We start from the raw sequence: 21,620 nt of genomic DNA on the forward strand, positions 1-21,620 counted from the left end.
GATGACGTCGCAGATCAACCTTCGGTTGCAGCACCGCTACCCCGGTTTTGCTCTCGACCTGGACCTGCAACTGCCGGGCAAGGGGGTCACCGCCCTCTACGGTCACTCCGGCTCGGGCAAGACCACCTGTCTGCGCTGTATCGCCGGTCTCGAACGGGCCAGCCAGGCCTATGTACAGGTCAATGATCACATCTGGCAAGACAGCCAGCGCAATCACTTCGTACCGGTGCACCAGCGGGCGCTGGGCTATATCTTTCAAGAAGCGAGCCTGTTCCCCCACCTGTCGGTGCGGGCCAATCTTGAATTCGGCCTCAAGCGCATTGCCCATCAGGAACGTCGAGTGGATCTTGCCCATGCCACCGAACTACTGGGCATCACCCACCTGTTGACGCGGGCGCCGCACAACTTGTCCGGCGGCGAACGCCAGCGGGTCGGTATCGCCCGGGCCTTGCTCACCAGCCCGCAACTGCTGTTGATGGACGAGCCCCTGGCCGCACTGGACAACCAGCGCAAAGGCGAAATACTGCCCTACCTTGAGCGCCTGCACGCCGAACTGGATATCCCCGTGCTCTACGTCAGTCATTCTCTGGACGAAGTTGCGCGCCTGGCCGATCATATTGTGTTGCTCAGCGAGGGCAAGGTATTGGCCAGCGGCCCTGTCAGTGAAACCCTTGCCAGGCTCGACCTGCCACTGGCGCGCGGGAATGATGCCGCAGTGGTGATTGAGGGCCGGGTCAGCGATTACAACCTAAACTACCAGCTGTTGACTCTGCACCTGCCCTGCAGCGCCCAGCAGCTGAGGGTTGCCCATGCCTCAATGGCCATCGGCCAGCCGTTGCGCGTCAAAGTGCAAGCCCGGGATATCAGCCTGACCCTGGCCCCGTCGGAGCACAGCAGCATCCTTAATAGCTTGCATGCAAGGGTGGTCAGCGAAACGGCCGCCGACAACCAGGCTCATGTGCTGATACGCCTGGATGCCGACGGCACTCCCCTGCTCGCCCGGATAACCCGTTACTCCCGGGACCAATTGGGCCTGCACCCCGGGCAATTACTATGGGCGCAGATCAAATCGGTGGCTGTTCTGGCCTGATGCCTTGCTTGCGCCGCTGGAGCAGGAAGCGCACGGTCGCAATCGTCAGCCCCGCCAACAGGCCCAGAACCAGTGCCAGAGCGACTATCAGGGCCTTTTTCGGCTTGATCGGATCAGTCGGCATCTGTGCCTTGCGATCAATACTGACCAACCCAAGCTGGCTCATATCCGTATTCAGGCGGCCAAGGCGCACGGCTTCGGCACGCAAGGGCTCGATGTCATTGAGGAATACATCCTCATTTGAGCGTTTACCAAGCATTTCGACCTGGCGATTGACCTCAAGCAATTGAATCTTTTTGCGGATCTGCGAGATACGGTTATCGGTAAAATCGTCCGTGGTTCGCTTGAGCAAGGCTGCACGCTCGGCCTCCAAGGCCTGGGACCCCATAAAGTACAAGGGGATACTTTGCGAAGTGATTTCGGTGCGCACCAGCCTGGCCGATGAGCCCTGCGCCGCATCAGCCATCGCCGACGGTGTGGTCGGACGGGTAATACCCAGGGATTTGGCAATGGCGATAGCTTCGTCAAGCTGCTGTATGCGCGCTTCCCGCTCGATTTTCAGCTGCAGGCGCAAGGCCTTCAGCTCATCCTCCAACTGCGCCTTTTGGAGGCTGTCAGTTTCAAGGAATGTGGCAATTTTTTCTTCTTTATCAGATGTATAGCTTGAGCGTGCGGCATTTATCTGGGCGTCCAGCTCTCTGAGCCGGTTACCAATAATAACCTTGAGATCGGCACTGATTTGCTCGCGCTGCTTGGTGATCGCGTAGTCAACAAAACCATTGAGAATCGCAACCCCATCAAGGGAGGCCGGGTATGTTAGCTCCAGCTTGAGATAAGGATTATCTGAACTGGCCTTATTGGGCGCAGGCTGAACCAGATTGAATGCATCCCGGTTAAACACTTCGAAGCTTTGCTCGAGACTTCTGCCAGGCTGTACCAAAGGTTTGAACAAGTCCTGGTGGTCGCGAAAAAAACTCAACCGGTTTTCATAAGACTCAAGTGCCAGGCCAACTTTAAGCAAGGCATCAGCAGCAGGCAGGGTATAAACCTGGGAGCGGTTAAGGGCATCAAGCTCATTGATAGCTGCAGGGCGCAGCAGGCTGCTGGTTTGATAGACCTGTTGCGCAAACGACACATAGCCAAGTGCCATCAATCCGGCAATGACTACGGTGCTGCCAATCAGTTTTTTTTGTCGCCAAAAAGAATGGATCAAGTCAAAAAAATCGATCTCAGCGTCGACTTTACGTCCTTGTGGGTACTGATGAATAGTCAAATGAATGCACCTTGTAAATAAAGCTTAGTCAAGCTGGCTACTGAGGGCGTATCGATCACATGATGACGCAATGTGTTTGACAGGCAATTCCTAGAAAAATTCGCATCTTTATAAATCAAGCACATAGAACAACAAAAGCAAGTAATTAGAAAATGATATCCAACATCTTTATTAAAAATAGGATGCACCCTAGTTTCTAATGAGAATTGCCTCACAAAAAATAAAGGCAAAATAACAATGTGTCTGTGCCGTTTTCATCGAATCTCCACGCCAGGACGGCACAGCTTCCTGGACTGTGTAATTATTGCCGCCACAAGAAAGCACGCTTACGTGTGGGGTAATAATCAGAATGGATATTTTTCAGGCGATGCGGGTGTTTGTCCGCGTAGTCGAAACCGGCAGCTTTACCGCTGCGGCGCAGGCTCTGGGTTATTCAACGGCGCAAACCTCACGGTTGCTGTCAGAGCTTGAGTCCTCGCTGCAAGCACGGTTGCTGCAGCGCAGCACACGGCGCCTGGCCTTGACCGAAGTGGGTGCGCGTTACCTGGAACGCTGCCGGTTGATACTGGGCGAGATTGAAGATGCAAATGCTGAAGCAGCGGGGGCGCACTTGATCCCCCGTGGCCATTTGCGTGTGCAATCAACTACAGGCCTGGGGATCCAGCTACTGGCACCGCTGGTAGCCCGTTACACGGAGCTGTATCCGCAAGTCCATGTCGATCTCACACTGTCACAACGCCAGCCCGATCTGCTTGAGGAGGGCCATGATCTGGTGATTACCCTGTCGGCCCACCTGCCGGACTCGGAATTGATCGGCCAACCGCTGGGCAGCATCTTCAGTGTCATCAGTGCTGCGCCTTCCTACCTCGAGGGTCGGAACATCCCGAAGGTTCCTGAGGATCTGCACCAACACCGCTGCCTGCATCTGGTTGACCCATTGTTTACCGACAGCTGGACCTTTCGTGATGATGAGGGCGAGCAAGTCATCCGCCCTGGTAACGTATTTCAGGTCAACGTGGCCGAGGCCATGGCGAAGGCCGCCGAGGCCGGGCTTGGAATCTGCCTGCTGCCTGATTATGTGGCGGTGGGTTCTTACCAGCGCGGCTCACTGGTGCGCCTGCTGCCGCATTATCGGCTGCATGAAAAAAACATCTATGCACTCTACCCTTCCCGGCGATTTCTGGATGCCAAGGTCAAGACCTGGGTCGAGTTTTTGAAAGAGGAGATACCCAAAGTGCTTGAAAGACACCAGGCCATCGTCGATGACCCGGCGCACTGGGCTTAGACGACTTGAACCGCCGTGCGCAGATGCTCGCGCAAGGCGATGGCGGTGCGATCAAACTCCAGTGGTGTCACTGAAATACCACCCTGGGTGACCACGCAGGTTTCGGTATCCAGCGCTTCCGGGTGCTGGTGGCGAGTGATGCTGAGCCAGTAATACTTGGCTTCGCGAAAGTCGGTACGCTCGATGGCTTCCACCCCGTCCATGCGACCGGCGCCCTGGCGGGTGATCTGGATCGGGCCGGCCTCATCGGCAGGCACGTCAGGGAAGTTGATGTTCAGGCACGCCGACTGCTCCCAGCCCTTGCCCAATAGTTGCCGGATAACACCAGGAGCCAGTGCACGGGCCGTTTCCCAGCGTACCGAGCTGCGGCGGGTAAAGTACTGGCTCAAGGCGATGGATGGAACGCCCATCAACAAGCCCGTCATGGCAGCACCCACGGTTCCTGAAAACAGGGTTTCAACCCCAAGGTTGGCACCTTTGTTGATGCCGGAGAGCAACAGCTGCGGGGGTTTATCCAACAACTGCTGCAAGGCCATCGCGACACAGTCTGCCGGTGTTCCTGAAACCGAAAAACGCCGCTCGCCACGTTTTGTGACGCGCAAGGGGTGGTGAATACTGATTGCCGTGGATATACCGCTCTGGTCATGGTCAGGCGCCACGACCCACACTTCGTCCGCCAACTCACGGGCCACCGCTTCCAGCACTGCAAGGCCTGGTGCGTCGATCCCGTCGTCGTTGGTGATCAAGATTCGTTCGAGTCGAGCGTCTGGCATGAGGGGGCTCCTTGTGTGGGATGAAGCAGCTGCAAGCTATCAGATAAAACTAGCTTGATGCTTGCAGCTTGCAACTATCCCTTAAATTCCCTGCAGGGCCAGATCCATCGCGAAATAAGTCAGGATCATGTCGGCACCGGCACGCTTGATCGACCCAAGGCTCTCGCGAACGACGCGGGCCTCGTCGATGGCCCCGGCCTGGGCGCCAAACTTGATCATCGCGTATTCGCCGCTCACCTGGTAAGCCGCCAATGGCAGATGCGAGGCCTGGCGGATATCGCGAATAATGTCCAGATAGGCACCGGCAGGCTTGACCATCAGCACATCTGCGCCTTCCTGCTCGTCCAGCAATGACTCACGGATTGCTTCACGGCGGTTCATCGGGTTCATCTGATAAGACTTGCGGTCGCCCTTGAGCGCGCTGCCCCCAGCTTCACGGAACGGGCCATAGAGGGCCGAGGCAAACTTGGTGGAGTACGCCATGATCGAGGTGTCGGTAAACCCTGCACCGTCCAGGGCGCTGCGGATGGCCTGCACCTGGCCGTCCATGGCCGCTGATGGCGAGATAAAGTCGGCACCGGCCGCTGCGGCGGCAACTGCCTGCTTGCCCAGGTTGATCAGGGTCGCGTCATTGTCGACGCCGTGGTCATGCATCACGCCGCAATGGCCGTGGGAGGTGTATTCACAAAAGCAGGTGTCGCTCATCACCACCATGTCCGGCGCGGCATCCTTGCTGATACGCACCATGCGCGACACCAGGCCATCTTCACGCATGGCATCGCTGCCGGTTGCGTCCAGATGATGGGAAACACCGAACAGCATCACCGACTTGATACCCGCACGGGCGTAACGCTCGATTTCACCGGCCAGTTTTGACTCGGGAATACGCATTACACCGGGCATGCTGGTGATCGGCACAAAATCGTCGATTTCTTCTTCGACAAAAATCGGCAGCACCAGATCATTCAGGCTGAATTCGGTTTCCTGAAACATGTCGCGAAGGGTCTGGGAGCGGCGCAGGCGGCGCGGACGTACAGCGGGGAACTGGTTAGGCATCATGGTTCCTGATGGGCAGATTCAAAAAACAGACGAGCCTTGGCTCAATGGCGCAACAAATACAGGATTGATCCTGCAATTGCAAAACATCCGCCCGGCCTGCGGCCGGTGGTCGCGGGGTGTTTCTTGAGGGAAATGCCGGGGCTGACAGCTACACCTCATTACCTGTATCGCGAGCAAGCCCGCGCACAGGCCAGGGCAATCGGTCATATGCTTGAACATTTCGTTAAAAAGCGTAACATTGCCGACCATGATACTCGAACAGCTCAAAGCCCTGGGCAATGACACTCGCATGCAAATGATGGAGTGGCTCAAAGACCCGCTCAGCAATTTCCCGCCTCAGGATCACGGTGATCCTGCCATCGGCGTGTGCGTGACCCATCTGCAGCACAAGGCCGGGTTGTCGCCTTCTACTGCTTCGGCGCATTTGGCTATCTTGCAGCGCGCCGGCTTCGTCCTGACCACCCGCATCGGCAAGTGGACCTACTACCGACGCAATGAACAGGCGATCGATGACTTTGCGGCTAGGCTGAAAATCGAGTTGTAATTTTTAATTATACATTTCGTTATTTCGCGCAATGTAAAAATATGAGGAAGCCCCATGAGCACCAAAGCAATTTTCGTCCAACCTGGCGGCGGTTATGACAATGTAGTGGTTGGCAGCAGTGAAGCGCGCGCCCCCCGGAACGGCGAAATCACTGTACGTTTGCACGCCAACTCACTGAACTACCATGATTTTGCTGTCGTAAGCGGCATGTGGGGTCCGAGCGAAAATCGCATCCCCATGGCCGATGGCGCTGGCGAAGTAATTGCCGTTGGCGCCGATGTCAGCGAATTCAAGGTGGGAGATTCGGTGGTCAGCACCTTCTTCCCGGACTGGATCGACGGCACCCCTCTGGTTGAAGGTTTTGTTACCGTACCCGGTGATGGCATCGACGGTTATGCCCGCGAGCAGGTAACCGCCAAAGCCACGTCCTTCACCCTGGCACCCACCCGCTGGAGCCATGCCGAAGCGTCAACCCTGACTACAGCCGGCCTGACCGCATGGCGCGCATTGATGGCCGACGATTCGCTCAAGCCGGGCGACACGGTATTGGTGCAAGGCACCGGCGGTGTTTCGATTTTCGCCCTGCAGTTCGCCAAGATGGCCGGTGCAACGGTCATTGCCACCTCCTCCAGCGATGAAAAACTGGAGCGCCTCAAAGCGCTGGGCGCAGACCACGTGATCAACTACCGCAAGGACACCCACTGGGGTGAAACCGCCCTGGCCCTCACCGGCGGGCGCGGTGTTGACCACATTATTGAAGTCGGCGGCCCTGCGACACTTGAACAGTCGATGATTGCCATCCGTGTGGCCGGGCATATCTCGATCATCGGCATCCTCAGCGGCGTTAGCGGCGCAATGAACTTTGTCCCGATGCTGGTCAAGCAAGCCCGCCTGCAAGGCGTGCTGGTCGGTAGCCGCAGCCAGCAGCAAGACATGATTCGCGCCATCAATGCCAACGGCATGCGCCCTGTAATAGATCGCCACTTCCCCCTGACGGACATTGTCGAGGCTTTCAAGTACCAGGAAACCAACCAGCATTTCGGCAAGATCATTCTGGACATCTAACCGCGACATCGCCGATGGCGCATTGACAGTGCGTCATCGGCTTCTCTAGATTCAGGCTTTTGCCCAGAGAGCCGAGCCTGATGAGCCTTGAATCCGTACGCGCATTTTTTCACGCCAACGCCCCTGACCTGCACATTATCGAATTGGCCACCAGCACCGCGACGGTTGCTCTGGCGGCCGAGGCCCATGGGGTGGAACCTGGTCAAATCGCCAAAACCCTGGCCTTTCGCGTCGGCGAACGCAACGTTCTGCTGGTGGCCCGCGGCGATGCACGTATCGATAACAAAAAAATCAAGGATGCCCTGGGCAGCAAAGCCAAAATGCTCGATGCCGAAACCGTCGTTGCCTTGACCAGCCATCCGGTGGGGGGTGTTTGCCCATTCGGCTTGGCCACCGATCTTGCCGTGTACTGCGATATTTCCCTGCAAAGCTTTAGCGAAGTCATGCCTGCAGCCGGGGCCACGCATACGGCGGTGAAAATTTGCCCGACACGCATGGCGGATCTGGTTAACGCGCAATGGGTCGATGTGTGTCAGCCCCTACCTGCCGCCTGAATTCCAGGAAAAGGCTCTGGAACGGGCATCTGCGCGAGGTTGATTGTCTGACAATGTAGAAAATACAGTTGCGATCGATTATCATCCGCTGTTCGCGCAGCATCCTGCAACCGTCTATCAACATAACTAAAACGTCGCAGGGTGCTGTTTCAAGGGAACGACCTGAGGCGCTCATGCACCGCTTTACTTTCAGCAAATCATTGATTTGCGCAACACTGGGGATCGTCAGCCTGCCGTCTTACGCGGCATTGCAACCGGCGTCAGAGGCTGCTCTGGCTGGCGAAACAGCAAAAAACTGCCATTTCAACAAAGACACCAGCACCGACTGCACTACCACGTACCGCTATACCATCCTGACCAACAATGGCCGCGAGATGCTGTCGCGCATCGACTTCAGCTTCCCCGAAACGGATCGGCTGGAGATCATTGACGCCCAGTCGACACAACCCGGTGGCAAACCGGTCGCGCTGGCCCCCTCGCAAATCGATACGCGCATGGCCCCCAACCCCGACCAGGGTTTTCAGCGAGCGCGGCAAACATCGATCGCTTTCCCCAACCTGCGCATCGGCACCCGTATCATGTACACCGTGCGTGAGCATACGGTGGCGAAACCGCTGATGGAGCACTTCCACTACCCGATGATGTTCGGCCCTGCCCCCGTGCGCTCGGATGCCTTCAAAAGCACGTTCACCGCTGAGCAGCCGATGGTCTGGCGCAGTGAGTTGATGGAGGACTTTACCTTCAACCCCTCTTCCGACAACAAGACCCTGGTGATCGAGCAGCAAAAACCGCGCTTCGTGAACTACATCAACGAAGCCGGCAACGCCTATATCCGCCAGATGCCACGGGTTGAAATCGCCAGTTCCAGCCAGGTGCAGGATCACTTCGGCAACCTCGCCGCGCGGTATCAGCAAATCCTCGGCGCCAGCCTGCCTGCGGGCGCCGCCAAGGTTGTTTCGGGCCTCAAGGGTTTGCCTGCCGCCGGGCGAGTGTCAGGCGTGATGCAGTACATCCACGAGCAATACCGTTATATGGGTGACTGGCGAGCCACAGATCGTGGCTATGTACCCTTTACCTTGAGCGAGATCGAAGAGCGCGGTTACGGCGATTGCAAAGACCTGTCCGTATTGCTGACTGCGATGTTGAAGGCCAGCGACATAAACGCGCAAACCGCCTGGGTCAGCCGTGGCAGCAACCCGCTTGGTCTGTTGCTGCCTGGCACAGGCGCAGCCAATCACGCCATCGTCAAGGCTCAAGTCAACGGTCAGGTCTGGTGGCTGGACCCTACCAACCCGGTGTTTATGCCGGGGCGCAGCATGCCCGATATCCAGAATCGCTGGGCACTGGTCATCGATGCCGAAGGCAAGGTGTACCAGGATCATATTCCGGAAGAACAGCCGAGCCTGAGCATGGGCGTGAAGAAGTTCGAACACTTCAATCGTGATGGCCAGGCCCGCACCACGGCTGAAGTACAGATGGGGCAAATGACGCTGATGCAGCTCAGCTACGCCGACACAGACTCCGGGGTCAGTGCCACCGACCTGAACCTGTGCAACCATTTCGGCAAGGAAATCGGCGACTGCAAGATCAGTCGCGAGAAAACCGGCTTTGTCGTACCCGAGCGTTACAAGGTGCAGGCCACGCTGACCAACCTTCGGCCACTGGAAAACCTCTCCGGGCAGCAGGTATACAAACCCGCCTTTGCGAGCGAGCGCTGGGACAGCCTGATGAACTATCGCCGCACCGGTCAGCTGGCGGATTTGTACATGGCCGATCCGGAGACAGTCACCTACGACATCACCCTGTCAGGGGCCGAGGTTGGCAAGGAGATCAAGACCTGCAAGGTGAACTCGCCGTGGTTTGATATGGAGCTGAGCAGCAAGCGCAGCAAAGAGGAGTACCGTTACCTGTACTCCATGACGCAAAAGCACAGCTGGTTGAGCCATGACGAAATCATGAGCGCGCCATTCGAAGCAATGCTCCAGCAAGCCCGTGCCTGCAACGAAAACATGCAGCAAGTGGTGCAACTGGTCACCCGCAGCTGAGTGCTTTGCGCTGAGCCACAAAAAAGCCCGACCCCATTGCGGGGTCGGGCTTTTTATTGGCTTAGGCGATGGCGGTATCGACCAGTACCTGCGCTTCCTCAACCAGACGGCTGAGGTGCTCGTCGCCGATAAAGCTCTCGGCGTAGATCTTGTAGATATCTTCAGTGCCCGAAGGGCGTGCAGCAAACCAGCCGTTTTCAGTCATGACCTTGAGCCCGCCGATGGCCTGATTGTTGCCCGGTGCATGGCTGAGGATTTGAGTGATCGGCTCACCTGCCAGCGTGGTCGACTTGACCTGCCCGGGCGACAGCTTGCCCAACAGCGCTTTTTGCTGCGGGGTGGCCTTGGCATCGACACGGGTGGAGAATGGCTGGCCCAGCTCTTCGGTCATTTTCTGGTACAGCTGGGAAGGGTCGCGACCGGTACGCGCCGTCATTTCAGCAGCCAGCAACGACGGAATCAGGCCGTCCTTGTCGGTCGACCAGACGCTGCCGTCCAGACGCAAGAACGAGGCGCCGGCACTTTCTTCGCCGCCAAACCCCAGCGAGCCTTCAAACAGACCATCGGCAAACCACTTGAAGCCTACCGGCACTTCATACAGGCGACGATCCAGACGCGCGGCTACCCGGTCAATCAGGCCGCTGCTAACCACGGTTTTGCCCACGGCGGCATCGGCGCGCCATTGCGGCCGGTTGCGGAACAGGTAGTCGATGGACACAGCCAGGTAGTTGTTCGGGGCCAAAAGACCGCCCGATGGCGTAACAATGCCGTGACGGTCGTGATCCGGGTCACAGGCAAACGCCACGTCGAAGCGTTCTTTCAGGCCGATCAGGCCCTGCATGGCGTAGCTGGAAGACGGGTCCATGCGGATCCGGCCATCCCAGTCCACGCACATAAAGCGGAACGTCGGGTCGACCGAGGTGTTCACCACGTCCAGATCAAGGCCGTAGTGTTCGCCGATCGCCGACCAGTAGCGCACACCTGCGCCACCCAGCGGATCTACGCCCAGGCGCAGATTGGCGCCGCGCAGGGTGTCCATGTCGATCACGTTTTTCAGATCGGCAACATAGGTATTCAAGTAATCATGACGATGGGTAGTGCTGGCTTTAAGGGCCTGCTCGTAGCTTATGCGCTTGACCCCGGCCAGCCGGGCCGCGAGCAGTTCATTGGCCTTGGCTTCAATCCACTTGGTGACATCGGTATCAGCCGGGCCGCCATTGGGCGGGTTGTACTTGAAACCGCCGCTTTCTGGCGGATTGTGTGAAGGCGTAATCACCACGCCATCAGCCAGCCCGCTGGTGCGGCCACGGTTGTAGCAAATGATTGCGTGGGAAATCGCTGGCGTCGGGGTGTATTCGTCGTCAGCGGCTATCATGGTTTCGACGCCATTGGCGGCAAATACTTCCAGAGCACTGGCGCCGGCAGGGGTAGACAGCGCATGGGTGTCGATACCGACAAACAGCGGCCCGTTGATTCCCTTCATTTGACGATACAGGCAAATGGCCTGGCTGATAGCAAGTACATGCCACTCATTGAAGCTCAGTTCAAATGAACTGCCGCGGTGCCCTGAAGTACCAAAGGCGACACGCTGGGTCGTAATGGCTGCATCGGGTTGACCGGTGTAATAAGCGGTCACCAGTCGCGGAATATCGACCAGCAACTGAGCCGGGGCCGGCTTGCCCGCAAGAGGACTGAGTGTCATGCAAAACCTCGGTAAATTAATGATTCGCAGGAAAAAAAGCAGTTTACTGGCTGTTCGACCCTGGTGCGAAGTAATCTATCCGTACCCGGTGGCCGAACGGGCACTTTAATCGACTGTTAGTTGTCTGAAGTTGATCCCGGGCAGGTTGTTTAATTCAACTGTAGGTATATTTTTAGCTCTGAAATAAGGAAAGCACCATGAAATCACTGGTGATCAGCGCAGCCGTATTACTGTCTTTGAGTACGCTGTGCAGCGTGGCCAACGCCGCCAAACTGGAAGATGTCGCTCCCTATCCAAAAGCCGAAGCAGGCTTTAGCCGTCAGGTCATTCATTTACCAAAGCAAAAGAATGAAGACGACTACAAGGTACAGATCATCGCGGGCAAGACCCTGCAGGTTGACTGCAACCAGCAGCGTCTTGGCGGTAAGCTGGAAGAAAAAACCCTCAAGGGTTGGGGCTACCCGATGTATCGCCTGAACAAGGTCAGCGGGCCCATGAGCACAATGATGGCCTGCCCTGAAGGCAAGGCGCATCCCGAGTTTGTGCCGGTGGTCGGTGAAGGCTTTATGCTGCGTTACAACAGCAAACTGCCGATCGTGGTGTATGTGCCCAAGGATATTGAAGTGCGCTACCGTATCTGGTCGGCCTCCAAGCAGATCAAGCAGGCTGTGAGCGAGTAAGCGCTTTTATTTTTCATTGTGAGAGCTGGCTTGCCTGCGATGCAGACGACGCGGCTGAACGGTCAGACCGCGTTGATGCCATCGCGGGCAAGCCCGCTCCCACATTGATGAGTGTTATTGCAACCCCACGCGATACAGCACGCCGTCATCCTCATCGGTCAATACATATAAATAGCCATCAGGGCCTTGGCGCACATCGCGGATACGGGCATTGAGATCGCCGAGCATGCGCTCTTCATGCACCACCTTGTCACCGCTCAGTTGCAGGCGTATCAGGTCCTTGTCTGCCAGGGCGCCAATAAACAGACTGTGCTGCCAGGGTTTGAAGCGATCTGAATCATAAAAAGCCATGCCGCTGATACCCGGGGATTTTTCCCATATGTGGTGCGGAACCACAGTGCCTTCCACGATTTTGCCCTGAGCTTCTGGAATCGGCTTGGAAGAGTAGTCAATCCCGTGGGTTGCCAGCGGCCAACCGTAGTTTTTACCGCGCTCGATCAGGTTGATTTCGTCGCCCCCCTTTGGCCCGTGTTCGTGGGTCCACAGGGTCCCGGTCCAGGGATTCAGCGCCGCACCTTGCTGATTGCGATGGCCGTATGACCAGATTTCCGGCCTTACCCCCTGCTGCCCTGTGAAAGGGTTGTCCTTGGGCACACGCCCATCAGGGTAAATGCGCGCAATCTTGCCTTGCAGCTTGTCCAGATCCTGTGAGGTCGGACGCTGGTTGTTTTCCCCAAGGGCGATAAACAAGTAGCCATCGCGATCGAACACCAGCCGTGAGCCGAAGTGGTTACCGGTAGAGAGCTTCGGTTGCTGGCGAAAGATCACTTCAAAATTGCTCAATCGGGTCAAATCATCCGACAAGCGCCCACGCCCCACCGTGGTACCGGCCTTGCCGTCTGCACCACCTTCGGCGTACGACAGATACACCAACCGGTCTTCACCGAAGCTGGGCGACAACACCACATCGAGCAGGCCACCCTGCCCCTTGGCCCACACTTGCGGCACACCTGAAAGCGGTGCGGACAATTTACCGTCAGGGCTCACAACTCGCAGATTGCCCGCCCGCTCGGTAATCAGCATGCCTTGCCTGTCGGGCAAAAAGGCCAGTGCCCAGGGATGATCGAGCCCTTCGACCACCGGCGTGACGGTAACGGCCCCGGACTCGGAAACAAACGTATTCTGCCCATCGGCATGGGCCGTGAACGCCATACCGAGCAGCGAAGTGGCACACATTGTGGCCAGCAGGGTTTTTCTCAACATCAACTATTCCTTGTTCGTTTAAGGTTTGTCCCGCGGCTGCAATGAGGGTGCGGTCGGCTTGATTGTCGGTGGCACTGGCGGGTTACGCGGGTAACCATTGCCTATTTTGCCGCTATCAATGCCCTGGGGCTGCACCGCAGGCGCAATACCCGGGCCACTTGCCCCCGGCACGGAAGCATCGGTGCCCTGTCGGCTGTTGGGGTTGATACGGCGGATGGGGTTGTTAACCGGCGGGGTGTTGGTGATCGGGGTGTTTTGCGCCAGCTGCTGATACTGAGCCGGCAAAGGTTCTGAAAGGGGTTGCGCCTGTAGCTGGGTGGCGAGTACACCTCCCAGCAGCAGGAATGCAAAACTGGTTCTGAACGTGTTCATCACGCCCTCCGTTTTTGATCGGCCTTGAACCTTTGAGGGCCCTGCGCGTAACAGGTTCGATTGCAAGGTGTACAAAACGTGTCAGCTATCGGTTTCAGGGCCGATCACAATCACCGTCGAGTCTCTGGCTTGCGCCAGCAATGCCTCGCGGCAAACCTGATAACAATCTTCGATATGGCCATTGCCCACCAGTTTCATCACACCAAAACTGATGGTTGCCGCCACGGCCTGCCCCACAAAAGGGACAAAGCGAACCACGGATTTGGTCGCAACTTTGGTGCCCATCTTGCGGACCAGGGACATGACCAGCGTACGGCTGATGAATTTACCGATCACTTCACTGCCAATACCACTGACAGCCACCACGATCAGACGCTTGGAACGTGAGTCCATCTGTTCGATCTGATGTGGGGTAAGGCCGAACTTGCTGTTGATGGCCGGCAGCATTTCAACCAGCAACGCGACATCCGTACCGATATCAAGCCCCGGGATGGGGATCGCAGCCGCACCTGCCGAGACGGCCGAGCGCTTGGTGACCATGGAACGGCACTCGTCACGAATACGGTCAAGCTCAGCTAATGACTTGATTAACATAGGGTTCCCCGACAGATAGAGATAAAAAAAGCCTAGTCTACTACGCCCTTTTGACCAGTAAGGCAGGCCTGTCTTTATGTAGAGGGGTTACAGCGCAGGAAATTCACAACGGCGAGGAGGTTATTGGCCGCATACGGGCCAGGATTGCACCGCAGAGGCCTGTACTCGCGTGAAGTACAGGCCGGGTTTGGGTTAAACGTCTTTTTTGACTTTTGCCCACTCAGCCTTGAGCTTGGAGACGAAGGATTCTTTAGGGGTTTCCTTGCAGGCCGTCACCACCAAAGGAGTGATTTTGGCGATACCGTCTACATCCAGCACCGCATCTTCAACTTTGCCCTGTTTGTTGATGGCTTCGCCCAGGCCAACGGCGGTCGGCTGGAAGCTCTCATCCACGGCCAGGAAATCCGCGCACGTCCATTTTGCGACGGGTTGTTTGGTTTCAGCTTGTGCAAGTGTGGAAAGTGCCGCCAAACCCACAACGCCAACTAACAAAATGTGCTTTTTCATATGCCAATATCCCTATTATCAACGATTAAGTAACATTAGTTCTGCCGCAAACAACATAGTAGTGGATGGTGTATCTGTCTATTGTTGCGACAGAATCACCTTCATTGCCTTCTCCTTGGCTGCGTTCCCGAACACCTCGTAAGCCTGGAGGATGTCTGTGAGCGCAAAGCGGTGCGTAATCAGCTTGCCCGCATCGATTTTTCCGGACTGCACGGTTTTCAGGAGCAGAGGGGTGGTATTGGTATTGACCAGCCCGGTTGAAATGGTGACGTTCTGGATCCACAATTTTTCAAGGTGCAACTCGACACTTTTGCCATGTACGCCCACGTTGGCGATGCTGCCGCCCGGGGCTATCACTGATTGGCAGGTGTCAAACGAGGCAGGAATACCCACCGCTTCAATCGCAACATCCACCCCGACGCCATGGGTCAGCTCAAAAATACGTTCAACCGCGTTTTGCGTATTGATATCGATGATATCCGTGGCCCCAAAACGCTTGGCGACCTCAAGCCGGTTTGTATCACCATCCACCATGATCAATTGGGCCGGCGAGTAAAATTGCGCGGTCAACAGCGCTGCCATACCAACCGGCCCTGCCCCCACGATCACTACACTGTCGCCGGGCTTGACCTTGCCCGCGAGCACGCCAATTTCAAAACCGGTGGGCAAGATGTCACTGAGCATCACCAGGGCTTCTTCATCAGCCCCGGCGGGAACCGGGTACAGACTGTTATCTGCGTGGGGAATGCGTACTTTTTCGGCCTGGGTTCCGTTAATCAAGTGCCCCAGAATCCAGCCGCCATCCGCACAGTGGGAATACATCTGACGTCGACAATTGGCGCAGCTGCCACACGAGGTGATGCAGGATATCAATACATGATCGCCGGGCTTGAAATTGCGCACGGCCGAGCCGACCGCTTCAACCACCCCCACACCTTCATGCCCCAAAACCGTGCCGCGGGTCACTTCGGGAACATCGCCCTTGAGAATGTGCAGGTCGGTGCCGCAAATGGTGGTGTGCAGGATGCGCACAATGGCATCGGTCGGCTTGTCGATGACCGGATCGGGGATCTCGGCCCAGGCTTTTTCGCCGGGCCCCTGGTAGGTGAGCGCTTTCATGATGGCCTTCCTTTACCTGATCAAAAATCATCCGTGGCTGCCACTCAGGTACCCCTGTCTGGCAGCCGCCAAAATCACTGATGCAGTTAAGCAGCCTTTTTCTGCTGCGCCCTTGCCACAGGTCACAAAAAGGGTTTTCGGACTAACGGTGCGGGTGCACGGTAAATGACACCAGTTTCACTACAATGGGCCGCACCACCAGGATGCACAGGAACGCAACCGGCATTGCCAGCTGATAAGCATGCAGCGCATTGCTCAGGTAATCTTCCTCAATGCCGGAGTTGGCTGCGGTGATTACCAACGACATCAGAAAGGCCATGATCGTCGACATGTAGAAAGCAAAGACATAAGGCGTAGCCCGCGCGGAGAGCTTCATGCGCTTCGACGAAAGTACGGCGCTGGATGTTTTGGAGGTCATAAAAGGCCTTTTTTGAGCATGTAATAAAGAGATGACGCACCTTAGCAAGATCAAAAACGGTCAACTAGACGTTCTAGGACACTTACTTTATAAAGAAAATCTTACGAATAACCTGTAGAGCCCCTCATGAATCTGCTCGCGGCGATTGCCAGCTTTATTAAAGTGGTCGAAACGGGGTCCATCGTGGGCGCGGCAAAAAATCTGGGGCTCAGTGCCGCCGCCGTCAGCCAGACCATCAACCGCCTGGAGGAGCACCTTGGCGCTCGGTTGCTGCACCGCACCACGCGCAGTATGGCGCTGACAGAAAGCGGTGCGTTGTACTACGCAAGAGTCAGACGCGTCGCTGCAGACCTTGAGTCTGCACAAATGGCCATCAGCGCTGGCGAGACAGAACTGCAAGGGCGTTTGTGCATTGCATCGACCTCCGCGTTCGGCCGCCATGTACTGGCTCCCTTGATTGCCGGTTTTGCGGCACGCCACCCGCGCCTGCGCCTTGAACTGTGCACCACTGACGGCAAAATAAACCATATCCAGGACGGTATTGACCTGAGCCTGCGGATCAAGCCGCAGCTGGAAGAAGGCATTGTTGCGCGAAAGATCGCTTCAGTACCTTTTGTGGTGTGCGCCTCCCCTGCCTATCTGGAGCGGGCCGGTATCCCGCGCAGCCCTGAAGATCTTCAGAGGCATGCCTGCCTGGCCTTTCGCTATCCGCTTGACGGGCGCTTGTTGCGCTGGGGGTTTTTCCGCGAGGGGGAGCATTACTATGTAGCGCTGAACTTCACGGCTATCAGTGACGATATCGACGCACTGACCCAAATGGCCATTTACGGTGCCGGGATTGCCCGCCTGGCAGAGTTCGTGGCTGCCCCCCATGTCGATTCAGGCCGGCTGATTGCACTGCTCAAACACAGTCACGACTCGAGCCAGTCTTGCGTCGAGCCACTGGATATTTATGCCTGCGTACAGGATCGCTCTGCCCTGACGGCCAAGGTCAAAGCGTTCATGGATTATTTGACGGAGAACCTGGACAAGAGATGGCTTAGTGCTACTACCCCAATAACAACCGCCAACTTGCACTCACTATCAGCTGCGCACTAAAAAAGTGCAAAACTCGTTTAGATGACCATCTAAATTTAATACATTCGAAACAATTTAGTGCAGCTAAAACTTGAGCATGGCGACATTCCTTGCCAGAAAAACACCCTCATACGGAGTAGTCCATTTATCCAAAAGTGCTGATACACTCAAAATATAAAATCTTTCAAGGATGAATAAGATGAGTACTGCAACTAAGCGCGGCTGGAAATGGGCTTATCGCAAGATGCGCGACCTGCACTGCACGCGGCCTTCGGCCTTCTACCGAGCGACCTTGTACGTACTGCGCGGCGATACGGGGACCTTTATGTGTGAACTCACCCGTAAAAAAATCCGCATCAGCCGCTGATGCTGCCCACTTTATAAACTTGCAGCATTGCTTACTAACACTGCAATTCAGGGCATGGCTTTTAAATTGTTCACCCCTACAAATCAAAGGCATTGATTGTCTCTTTGAATGATTGACCTCTGCACGAACTTCGCCCGACTACCGGGGCTTGCAGTTCCAAGGTGTGCATAAAGCACCCTATGAGTGACGCTGCCCACCATGATTGAATATGGGCCTTTCGCAAGATGCGCCGCTCATTCACATCGGCTTTCTACAGGGCAACCCTGTAGGCCATACGCGGAAATACCGGCAGATTTGCCTGCAAAAAAACCCTATGCAAATTCGTATTTGCCGCTGACGGCTTCTCATAGCCTCCATTAAAAGCAGGCTTCTCACGGGCCAGGCGAAATCCTTGGGCCGCTTGCGCTTCAAAGAGAGGTACCTGTCATACCAAACCAGGGTTTTGTGCAGTCAGCCAGCAAACACACTGAATCAGATGCCCGGTGCCATACAACTGTAGCCATACCTATGAGACAATACGCTCAATGTCCGGTTTGAATCCCGCCTTCATTTCCCAGCAGCTTGGCCATAGCGTCCAAATGTTGCTGTCAACGTATGCGCATTGGTTCGACTCAAGCTCAGATTGGAGCGAGCTGGAAAAGCTCCAAATTGGTCCCATATGGGTACCGGCTGAAACCAGCGAACTCTAAGCTATTGATAGGTAAAGTAATTGATCTCCACAGCAAATATCACGATGCAGTTCGGCGCAAAGCCGCTATTCGAGAACGTTTCAGTAAAATTTGGCGCCGGTAACCGCTACGGCCTGATCGGTGCCAACGGTTGCGGCAAGTCCACCTTCATGAAGATCCTCGGTGATGACCTTGAGCCGTCCGGCGGCCAGGTCATGCTGGAGCCGAACGTGCGTCTGGGTAAATTGCGCCAGGACCAGTTCGCCTACGAAGAATTCACCGTGATCGATACCGTGATCATGGGTCACGAAGAGCTGTGGAAGGTCAAGGCCGAGCGCGATCGCATTTATTCGCTGCCGGAAATGACTGAAGAAGACGGCATGGCCGTAGCCGAACTCGAAACCGAGTTCGCTGAAATGGACGGTTACACCGCCGAATCCCGTGCCGGCGAGCTGTTGCTGGGTCTGGGTATCGGTATCGAGCAGCATTTCGGCCCGATGAGCGAAGTGTCGCCAGGCTGGAAACTGCGCGTATTGCTGGCTCAGGCGCTGTTCTCCGATCCTGAAGTACTGCTGCTCGACGAACCCACCAACCACCTGGATATCAACACCATCCGCTGGCTGGAAAACATTCTGACCCAGCGCAACAGCCTGATGATCATCATCTCCCACGACCGTCACTTCCTGAACAGCGTGTGCACCCACATGGCTGACCTGGACTACGGCGAGTTGCGTCTGTTCCCGGGCAACTATGATGAGTACATGACCGTCGCGACCCAGTCGCGCGAGCAACTGCTGTCGGAAAACGCCAAGAAGAAAGCGCAGATCAACGAACTGCAAGCGTTCGTCAGCCGCTTCTCGGCCAACGCCTCGAAATCCAAGCAGGCCAGCTCCCGCGCCAAGGCAATCGACAAGATCACCCTGGCCGAGGTCAAGCCTTCGAGCCGTGTCAGCCCGTTCATTCGCTTCGAGCAGAACAAGAAGCTGCACCGTCAGGCTGTGATTGTCGAGCAAATGGCCAAAGGCTTTGATGGCAAGACTCTGTTCAAGGACTTCAGCTTCACCGTTGAAGCCGGCGAGCGCGTTGCGATCATTGGCCCGAACGGTATTGGCAAAACCACCCTGCTGCGCACCCTGGTCAACGAACTGACCCCGGATGCCGGTACGGTGAAGTGGACTGAAGCCGCCGAACTGGGCTACTACGCCCAGGATCACGCTCACGATTTCGAAGACGACATGACCCTGTTCGACTGGATGGGCCAATGGACCCAGGGCGAACAAATGGTGCGCGGTACTTTGGGCCGCATGCTGTTTTCCAACGATGACATCCTCAAGTCGGTCAAGGTTATTTCCGGTGGTGAGCAAGGTCGCATGCTGTTCGGCAAGTTGATCCTGCAAAAGGCCAACGTGCTGGTCATGGACGAACCGACCAACCACTTGGACATGGAATCCATCGAGGCGCTGAACCTGGCACTCGAGAACTACCCGGGCACCCTGGTATTCGTCAGCCATGACCGTGAGTTCGTATCCTCCCTGGCCACTCGTATTATCGAGCTGAGCCCAAGCGGCGTGATCGACTTCAGCGGCACCTACGATGACTACCTGCGCAGCCAGGGCGTTACGTTCTGATTCAGGCACTGCCTGATCAGCTATAACGAAAACCCCGTCCTGGTGACGGGGTTTTTCGTTTCTGGCCTTTAGCCACTCGCGTGAGGCCTGATACAGCGCAGCGCCTTTATCGCGAGCAAGACCGCTCCCACAGGCTGTGTGCGTGGGCCAATATTACCGTTAGCCTGCTTTCTTTTATCCCGGGGCCGCGCCATCATGTCGGTTACCGATCGCCAGCCGGACTCCCCGCTAATGCCCGCGCAACACCCTTCCCCTGCAAGCTCCCTGTCGATCACCCTGCAGATCCTGTCGATCGTGTTCTACACCTTTATTGCCTTTATCTGTATTGGCTTGCCGATAGCCGTTTTGCCGAGCTATGTGCATGACCAACTGGGCTTCAGTGCGATCGTCGCAGGGCTGGCCATTGCGTCGCAGTATCTGGCCACCCTGCTGAGCCGCCCCTCAGCCGGGCGACTGGTCGACAGCATCGGCACCAAGCCCGCCATCGTGTATGGCTTGACCGGCATCGCCATCAGCGGCGTGCTCACGTCCCTGGCCGTAGCGCTGCAAGACTGGCCACTGCTGAGCCTGGGCGTTTTGATTGTCGGCCGGGTATTTCTCGGCATTGCCCAGGGCCTGATCGGTGTCGGCACCATCACCTGGGGCATTGCCCAGGTGGGATCTCAACATACCGCCAGGGCCATCGGCTGGAATGGCATTGCGTCCTATGGCGCGATCGCCATTGGCGCGCCTCTGGGCGTGGTGATGGTCGACCGGCTGGGCTTTGCCATGCTGGGTGTGACCCTGTTGCTGCTGGCGCTGGCAGCCTTGGGGCTGATTCGCAAAAAACCGGCAATCCCGGCGGTCGCTGGCGTGCGCCTGCCCTTTTGGTCAGTGTTTGGCCTGATTGCTCCCTATGGCATCAGCCTGACCCTGGCCTCTATTGGCTATGGCACGCTGACCACCTTTATCACCCTGTTTTATATTGACCAGGGCTGGGACGGGGCTGCGTATTGCCTGTCAGTATTTGGTGTGTGTTTTATCCTGGGCCGCCTGATCTTTACCAACAGCATCAGCCGCTTTGGTGGCTACAACGTGGCGATTGCCTGCATGAGCATCGAAACGCTGGGGCTGGTCATGCTGTGGCTGGCACCCAGCACCGCATTTGCCCTGGCAGGGGCAGGGTTGACCGGCTTTGGCTTGTCCCTGGTGTACCCGGCCCTGGGTGTCGAAGCGGTCAAGCAAGTGCCTGTTTCCAGCCGCGGCGCCGGGCTAAGTGCCTATGCCGTGTTTTTTGACCTGGCTCTGGCCATCGCAGGGCCGATCATGGGGGTTATTGCGCTGAACATGGGGTACCCGTGGATATTCTTCAGTGCAGCGGTGATGTGCATTCTGGGATTACTGTTGAGCGTTTGGTTGTCAAACCGAAAAACGCGTTAAAACTTCTTCTGACATGGCGAACTGATTACGCTCAGTAATAATCGGAAAAAGTTAAATCGTTTAGCCACCATTGTGCGAAGAGCACTTAGGGATATTATTTTCTGCGCTGTAATACCAA

General features: G+C 56.5%; 21 protein-coding genes and 1 pseudogene. 12 read left to right on the top strand and 10 right to left on the bottom strand.

What is annotated here, in order from left to right; translation table 11 throughout:
* Position 1: 1 nt before the first annotated feature.
* Positions 2-1,090, top strand: coding sequence for a molybdenum ABC transporter ATP-binding protein (gene modC / locus ACP7BE_RS04470; RefSeq protein WP_150628334.1), 1,089 nt, complete (start codon positions 2-4; stop codon positions 1,088-1,090).
* Here the strand turns inward: modC and ACP7BE_RS04475 are convergent.
* Positions 1,065-2,363 carry a GNVR domain-containing protein gene (locus tag ACP7BE_RS04475; protein ID WP_426104909.1) on the bottom strand — a complete coding sequence of 433 codons (1,299 nt, stop codon included), beginning with the start codon at positions 2,361-2,363 and terminating at the stop codon, positions 1,065-1,067. The two genes, modC and ACP7BE_RS04475, sit on opposite strands and share 26 nt — an antisense overlap.
* Positions 2,364-2,712: 349 nt before the next feature.
* Here ACP7BE_RS04475 and ACP7BE_RS04480 point away from each other — a divergent pair, with 349 nt between their 5' ends.
* Positions 2,713-3,648, top strand: a complete 936-nt coding sequence (locus ACP7BE_RS04480) for a LysR family transcriptional regulator (protein WP_095000176.1) — start codon at positions 2,713-2,715, stop codon at positions 3,646-3,648.
* On the opposite strand, the gene surE is transcribed toward ACP7BE_RS04480, so the two are convergent.
* Complete coding sequence (gene surE / locus ACP7BE_RS04485) at positions 3,645-4,421, bottom strand: 5'/3'-nucleotidase SurE (RefSeq protein WP_426104911.1); 777 nt, start codon at positions 4,419-4,421, stop codon at positions 3,645-3,647. The genes ACP7BE_RS04480 and surE overlap by 4 nt on opposite strands.
* A gap of 81 nt (positions 4,422-4,502) precedes the next feature.
* Complete coding sequence (gene hemB / locus ACP7BE_RS04490; protein ID WP_095000174.1) at positions 4,503-5,477, bottom strand: porphobilinogen synthase; 975 nt, start codon at positions 5,475-5,477, stop codon at positions 4,503-4,505.
* 250 nt (positions 5,478-5,727) lie between these two features.
* On the opposite strand from hemB, the gene ACP7BE_RS04495 reads away from it, so the two are divergent.
* The 4 genes from ACP7BE_RS04495 to ACP7BE_RS04510 all read left to right on the top strand — a co-directional run bounded on the left by ACP7BE_RS04495 (position 5,728) and on the right by ACP7BE_RS04510 (position 9,688).
* The gene (locus ACP7BE_RS04495; RefSeq protein WP_019822791.1) at positions 5,728-6,024 is read left to right on the top strand and encodes an ArsR/SmtB family transcription factor; all 297 of its coding nucleotides are present in this window, start codon (positions 5,728-5,730) and stop codon (positions 6,022-6,024) included.
* Between the two features lie 54 nt (positions 6,025-6,078).
* A complete protein-coding gene (locus ACP7BE_RS04500; protein WP_095032132.1) occupies positions 6,079-7,089 on the top strand; it encodes a zinc-dependent alcohol dehydrogenase family protein in 1,011 nt (336 codons plus the stop codon).
* An 80-nt stretch (positions 7,090-7,169) separates the two neighbouring features.
* Entirely contained in the window at positions 7,170-7,643 is a 474-nt protein-coding gene (locus ACP7BE_RS04505) for a YbaK/EbsC family protein (protein ID WP_095000172.1), read from the top strand.
* 173 nt (positions 7,644-7,816) lie between these two features.
* Positions 7,817-9,688 (top strand): DUF3857 domain-containing transglutaminase family protein, encoded by a 1,872-nt coding sequence (locus ACP7BE_RS04510; protein WP_095000171.1) that lies wholly within the window; start codon positions 7,817-7,819, stop codon positions 9,686-9,688.
* 61 nt (positions 9,689-9,749) lie between these two features.
* Here the strand turns inward: ACP7BE_RS04510 and pgm are convergent, their stop codons facing one another.
* Positions 9,750-11,390, bottom strand: a complete 1,641-nt coding sequence (pgm, locus tag ACP7BE_RS04515; RefSeq protein ID WP_095000170.1) for a phosphoglucomutase (alpha-D-glucose-1,6-bisphosphate-dependent) — start codon at positions 11,388-11,390, stop codon at positions 9,750-9,752.
* A 197-nt stretch (positions 11,391-11,587) separates the two neighbouring features.
* Here pgm and eco point away from each other — a divergent pair, with 197 nt between their 5' ends.
* Positions 11,588-12,070, top strand: coding sequence for a serine protease inhibitor ecotin (gene eco / locus ACP7BE_RS04520; protein ID WP_095000169.1), 483 nt, complete (start codon positions 11,588-11,590; stop codon positions 12,068-12,070).
* Positions 12,071-12,184: 114 nt separating this feature from the next.
* Here the strand turns inward: eco and ACP7BE_RS04525 are convergent, their stop codons facing one another.
* The 6 genes from ACP7BE_RS04525 to ACP7BE_RS04550 form a co-directional block, all read right to left on the bottom strand.
* Positions 12,185-13,282, bottom strand: coding sequence for a PQQ-dependent sugar dehydrogenase (locus tag ACP7BE_RS04525; protein ID WP_370688636.1), 1,098 nt, complete (start codon positions 13,280-13,282; stop codon positions 12,185-12,187).
* A 69-nt stretch (positions 13,283-13,351) separates the two neighbouring features.
* Positions 13,352-13,705 carry a hypothetical protein gene (locus ACP7BE_RS04530; RefSeq protein WP_426104915.1) on the bottom strand — a complete coding sequence of 118 codons (354 nt, stop codon included), beginning with the start codon at positions 13,703-13,705 and terminating at the stop codon, positions 13,352-13,354.
* An 81-nt stretch (positions 13,706-13,786) separates the two neighbouring features.
* Positions 13,787-14,245, bottom strand: a complete 459-nt coding sequence (locus ACP7BE_RS04535; protein WP_232527584.1) for a hypothetical protein — start codon at positions 14,243-14,245, stop codon at positions 13,787-13,789.
* A 246-nt stretch (positions 14,246-14,491) separates the two neighbouring features.
* Positions 14,492-14,806 (bottom strand): acid-activated periplasmic chaperone HdeA, encoded by a 315-nt coding sequence (gene hdeA, locus ACP7BE_RS04540; RefSeq protein WP_095000165.1) that lies wholly within the window; start codon positions 14,804-14,806, stop codon positions 14,492-14,494.
* A gap of 78 nt (positions 14,807-14,884) precedes the next feature.
* Positions 14,885-15,925, bottom strand: a complete 1,041-nt coding sequence (locus tag ACP7BE_RS04545) for a zinc-dependent alcohol dehydrogenase family protein (RefSeq protein ID WP_095000164.1) — start codon at positions 15,923-15,925, stop codon at positions 14,885-14,887.
* A gap of 142 nt (positions 15,926-16,067) precedes the next feature.
* A complete protein-coding gene (locus tag ACP7BE_RS04550) occupies positions 16,068-16,343 on the bottom strand; it encodes a DUF2798 domain-containing protein (protein WP_095000163.1) in 276 nt (91 codons plus the stop codon).
* Positions 16,344-16,469: 126 nt separating this feature from the next.
* Here ACP7BE_RS04550 and ACP7BE_RS04555 point away from each other — a divergent pair, with 126 nt between their 5' ends.
* The 5 genes and pseudogenes from ACP7BE_RS04555 to ACP7BE_RS04575 all read left to right on the top strand — a co-directional run bounded on the left by ACP7BE_RS04555 (position 16,470) and on the right by ACP7BE_RS04575 (position 21,502).
* On the top strand, positions 16,470-17,441 hold the full coding sequence (locus ACP7BE_RS04555; protein WP_095000162.1) for a LysR family transcriptional regulator: 972 nt from the start codon (positions 16,470-16,472) through the stop codon (positions 17,439-17,441).
* Positions 17,442-17,619: 178 nt separating this feature from the next.
* A complete protein-coding gene (locus tag ACP7BE_RS04560; RefSeq protein ID WP_170943691.1) occupies positions 17,620-17,787 on the top strand; it encodes a hypothetical protein in 168 nt (55 codons plus the stop codon).
* A 470-nt stretch (positions 17,788-18,257) separates the two neighbouring features.
* Positions 18,258-18,476 (top strand): annotated as a pseudogene (locus ACP7BE_RS04565) (hypothetical protein); the annotation flags it as partial.
* 20 nt (positions 18,477-18,496) lie between these two features.
* Positions 18,497-20,083, top strand: coding sequence for an ABC-F family ATPase (locus ACP7BE_RS04570; RefSeq protein ID WP_029611422.1), 1,587 nt, complete (start codon positions 18,497-18,499; stop codon positions 20,081-20,083).
* A gap of 231 nt (positions 20,084-20,314) precedes the next feature.
* Positions 20,315-21,502: an MFS transporter gene (locus ACP7BE_RS04575; RefSeq protein ID WP_095000161.1), complete on the top strand. Its 1,188-nt coding sequence runs from the start codon at positions 20,315-20,317 to the stop codon at positions 21,500-21,502.
* Positions 21,503-21,620: the final 118 nt, after the last annotated feature.

It is taken from the genome of Pseudomonas sp. TWR1-1-3, assembly GCF_049896805.1.
Lineage (GTDB): Bacteria > Pseudomonadota > Gammaproteobacteria > Pseudomonadales > Pseudomonadaceae > Aquipseudomonas > Aquipseudomonas bubulae.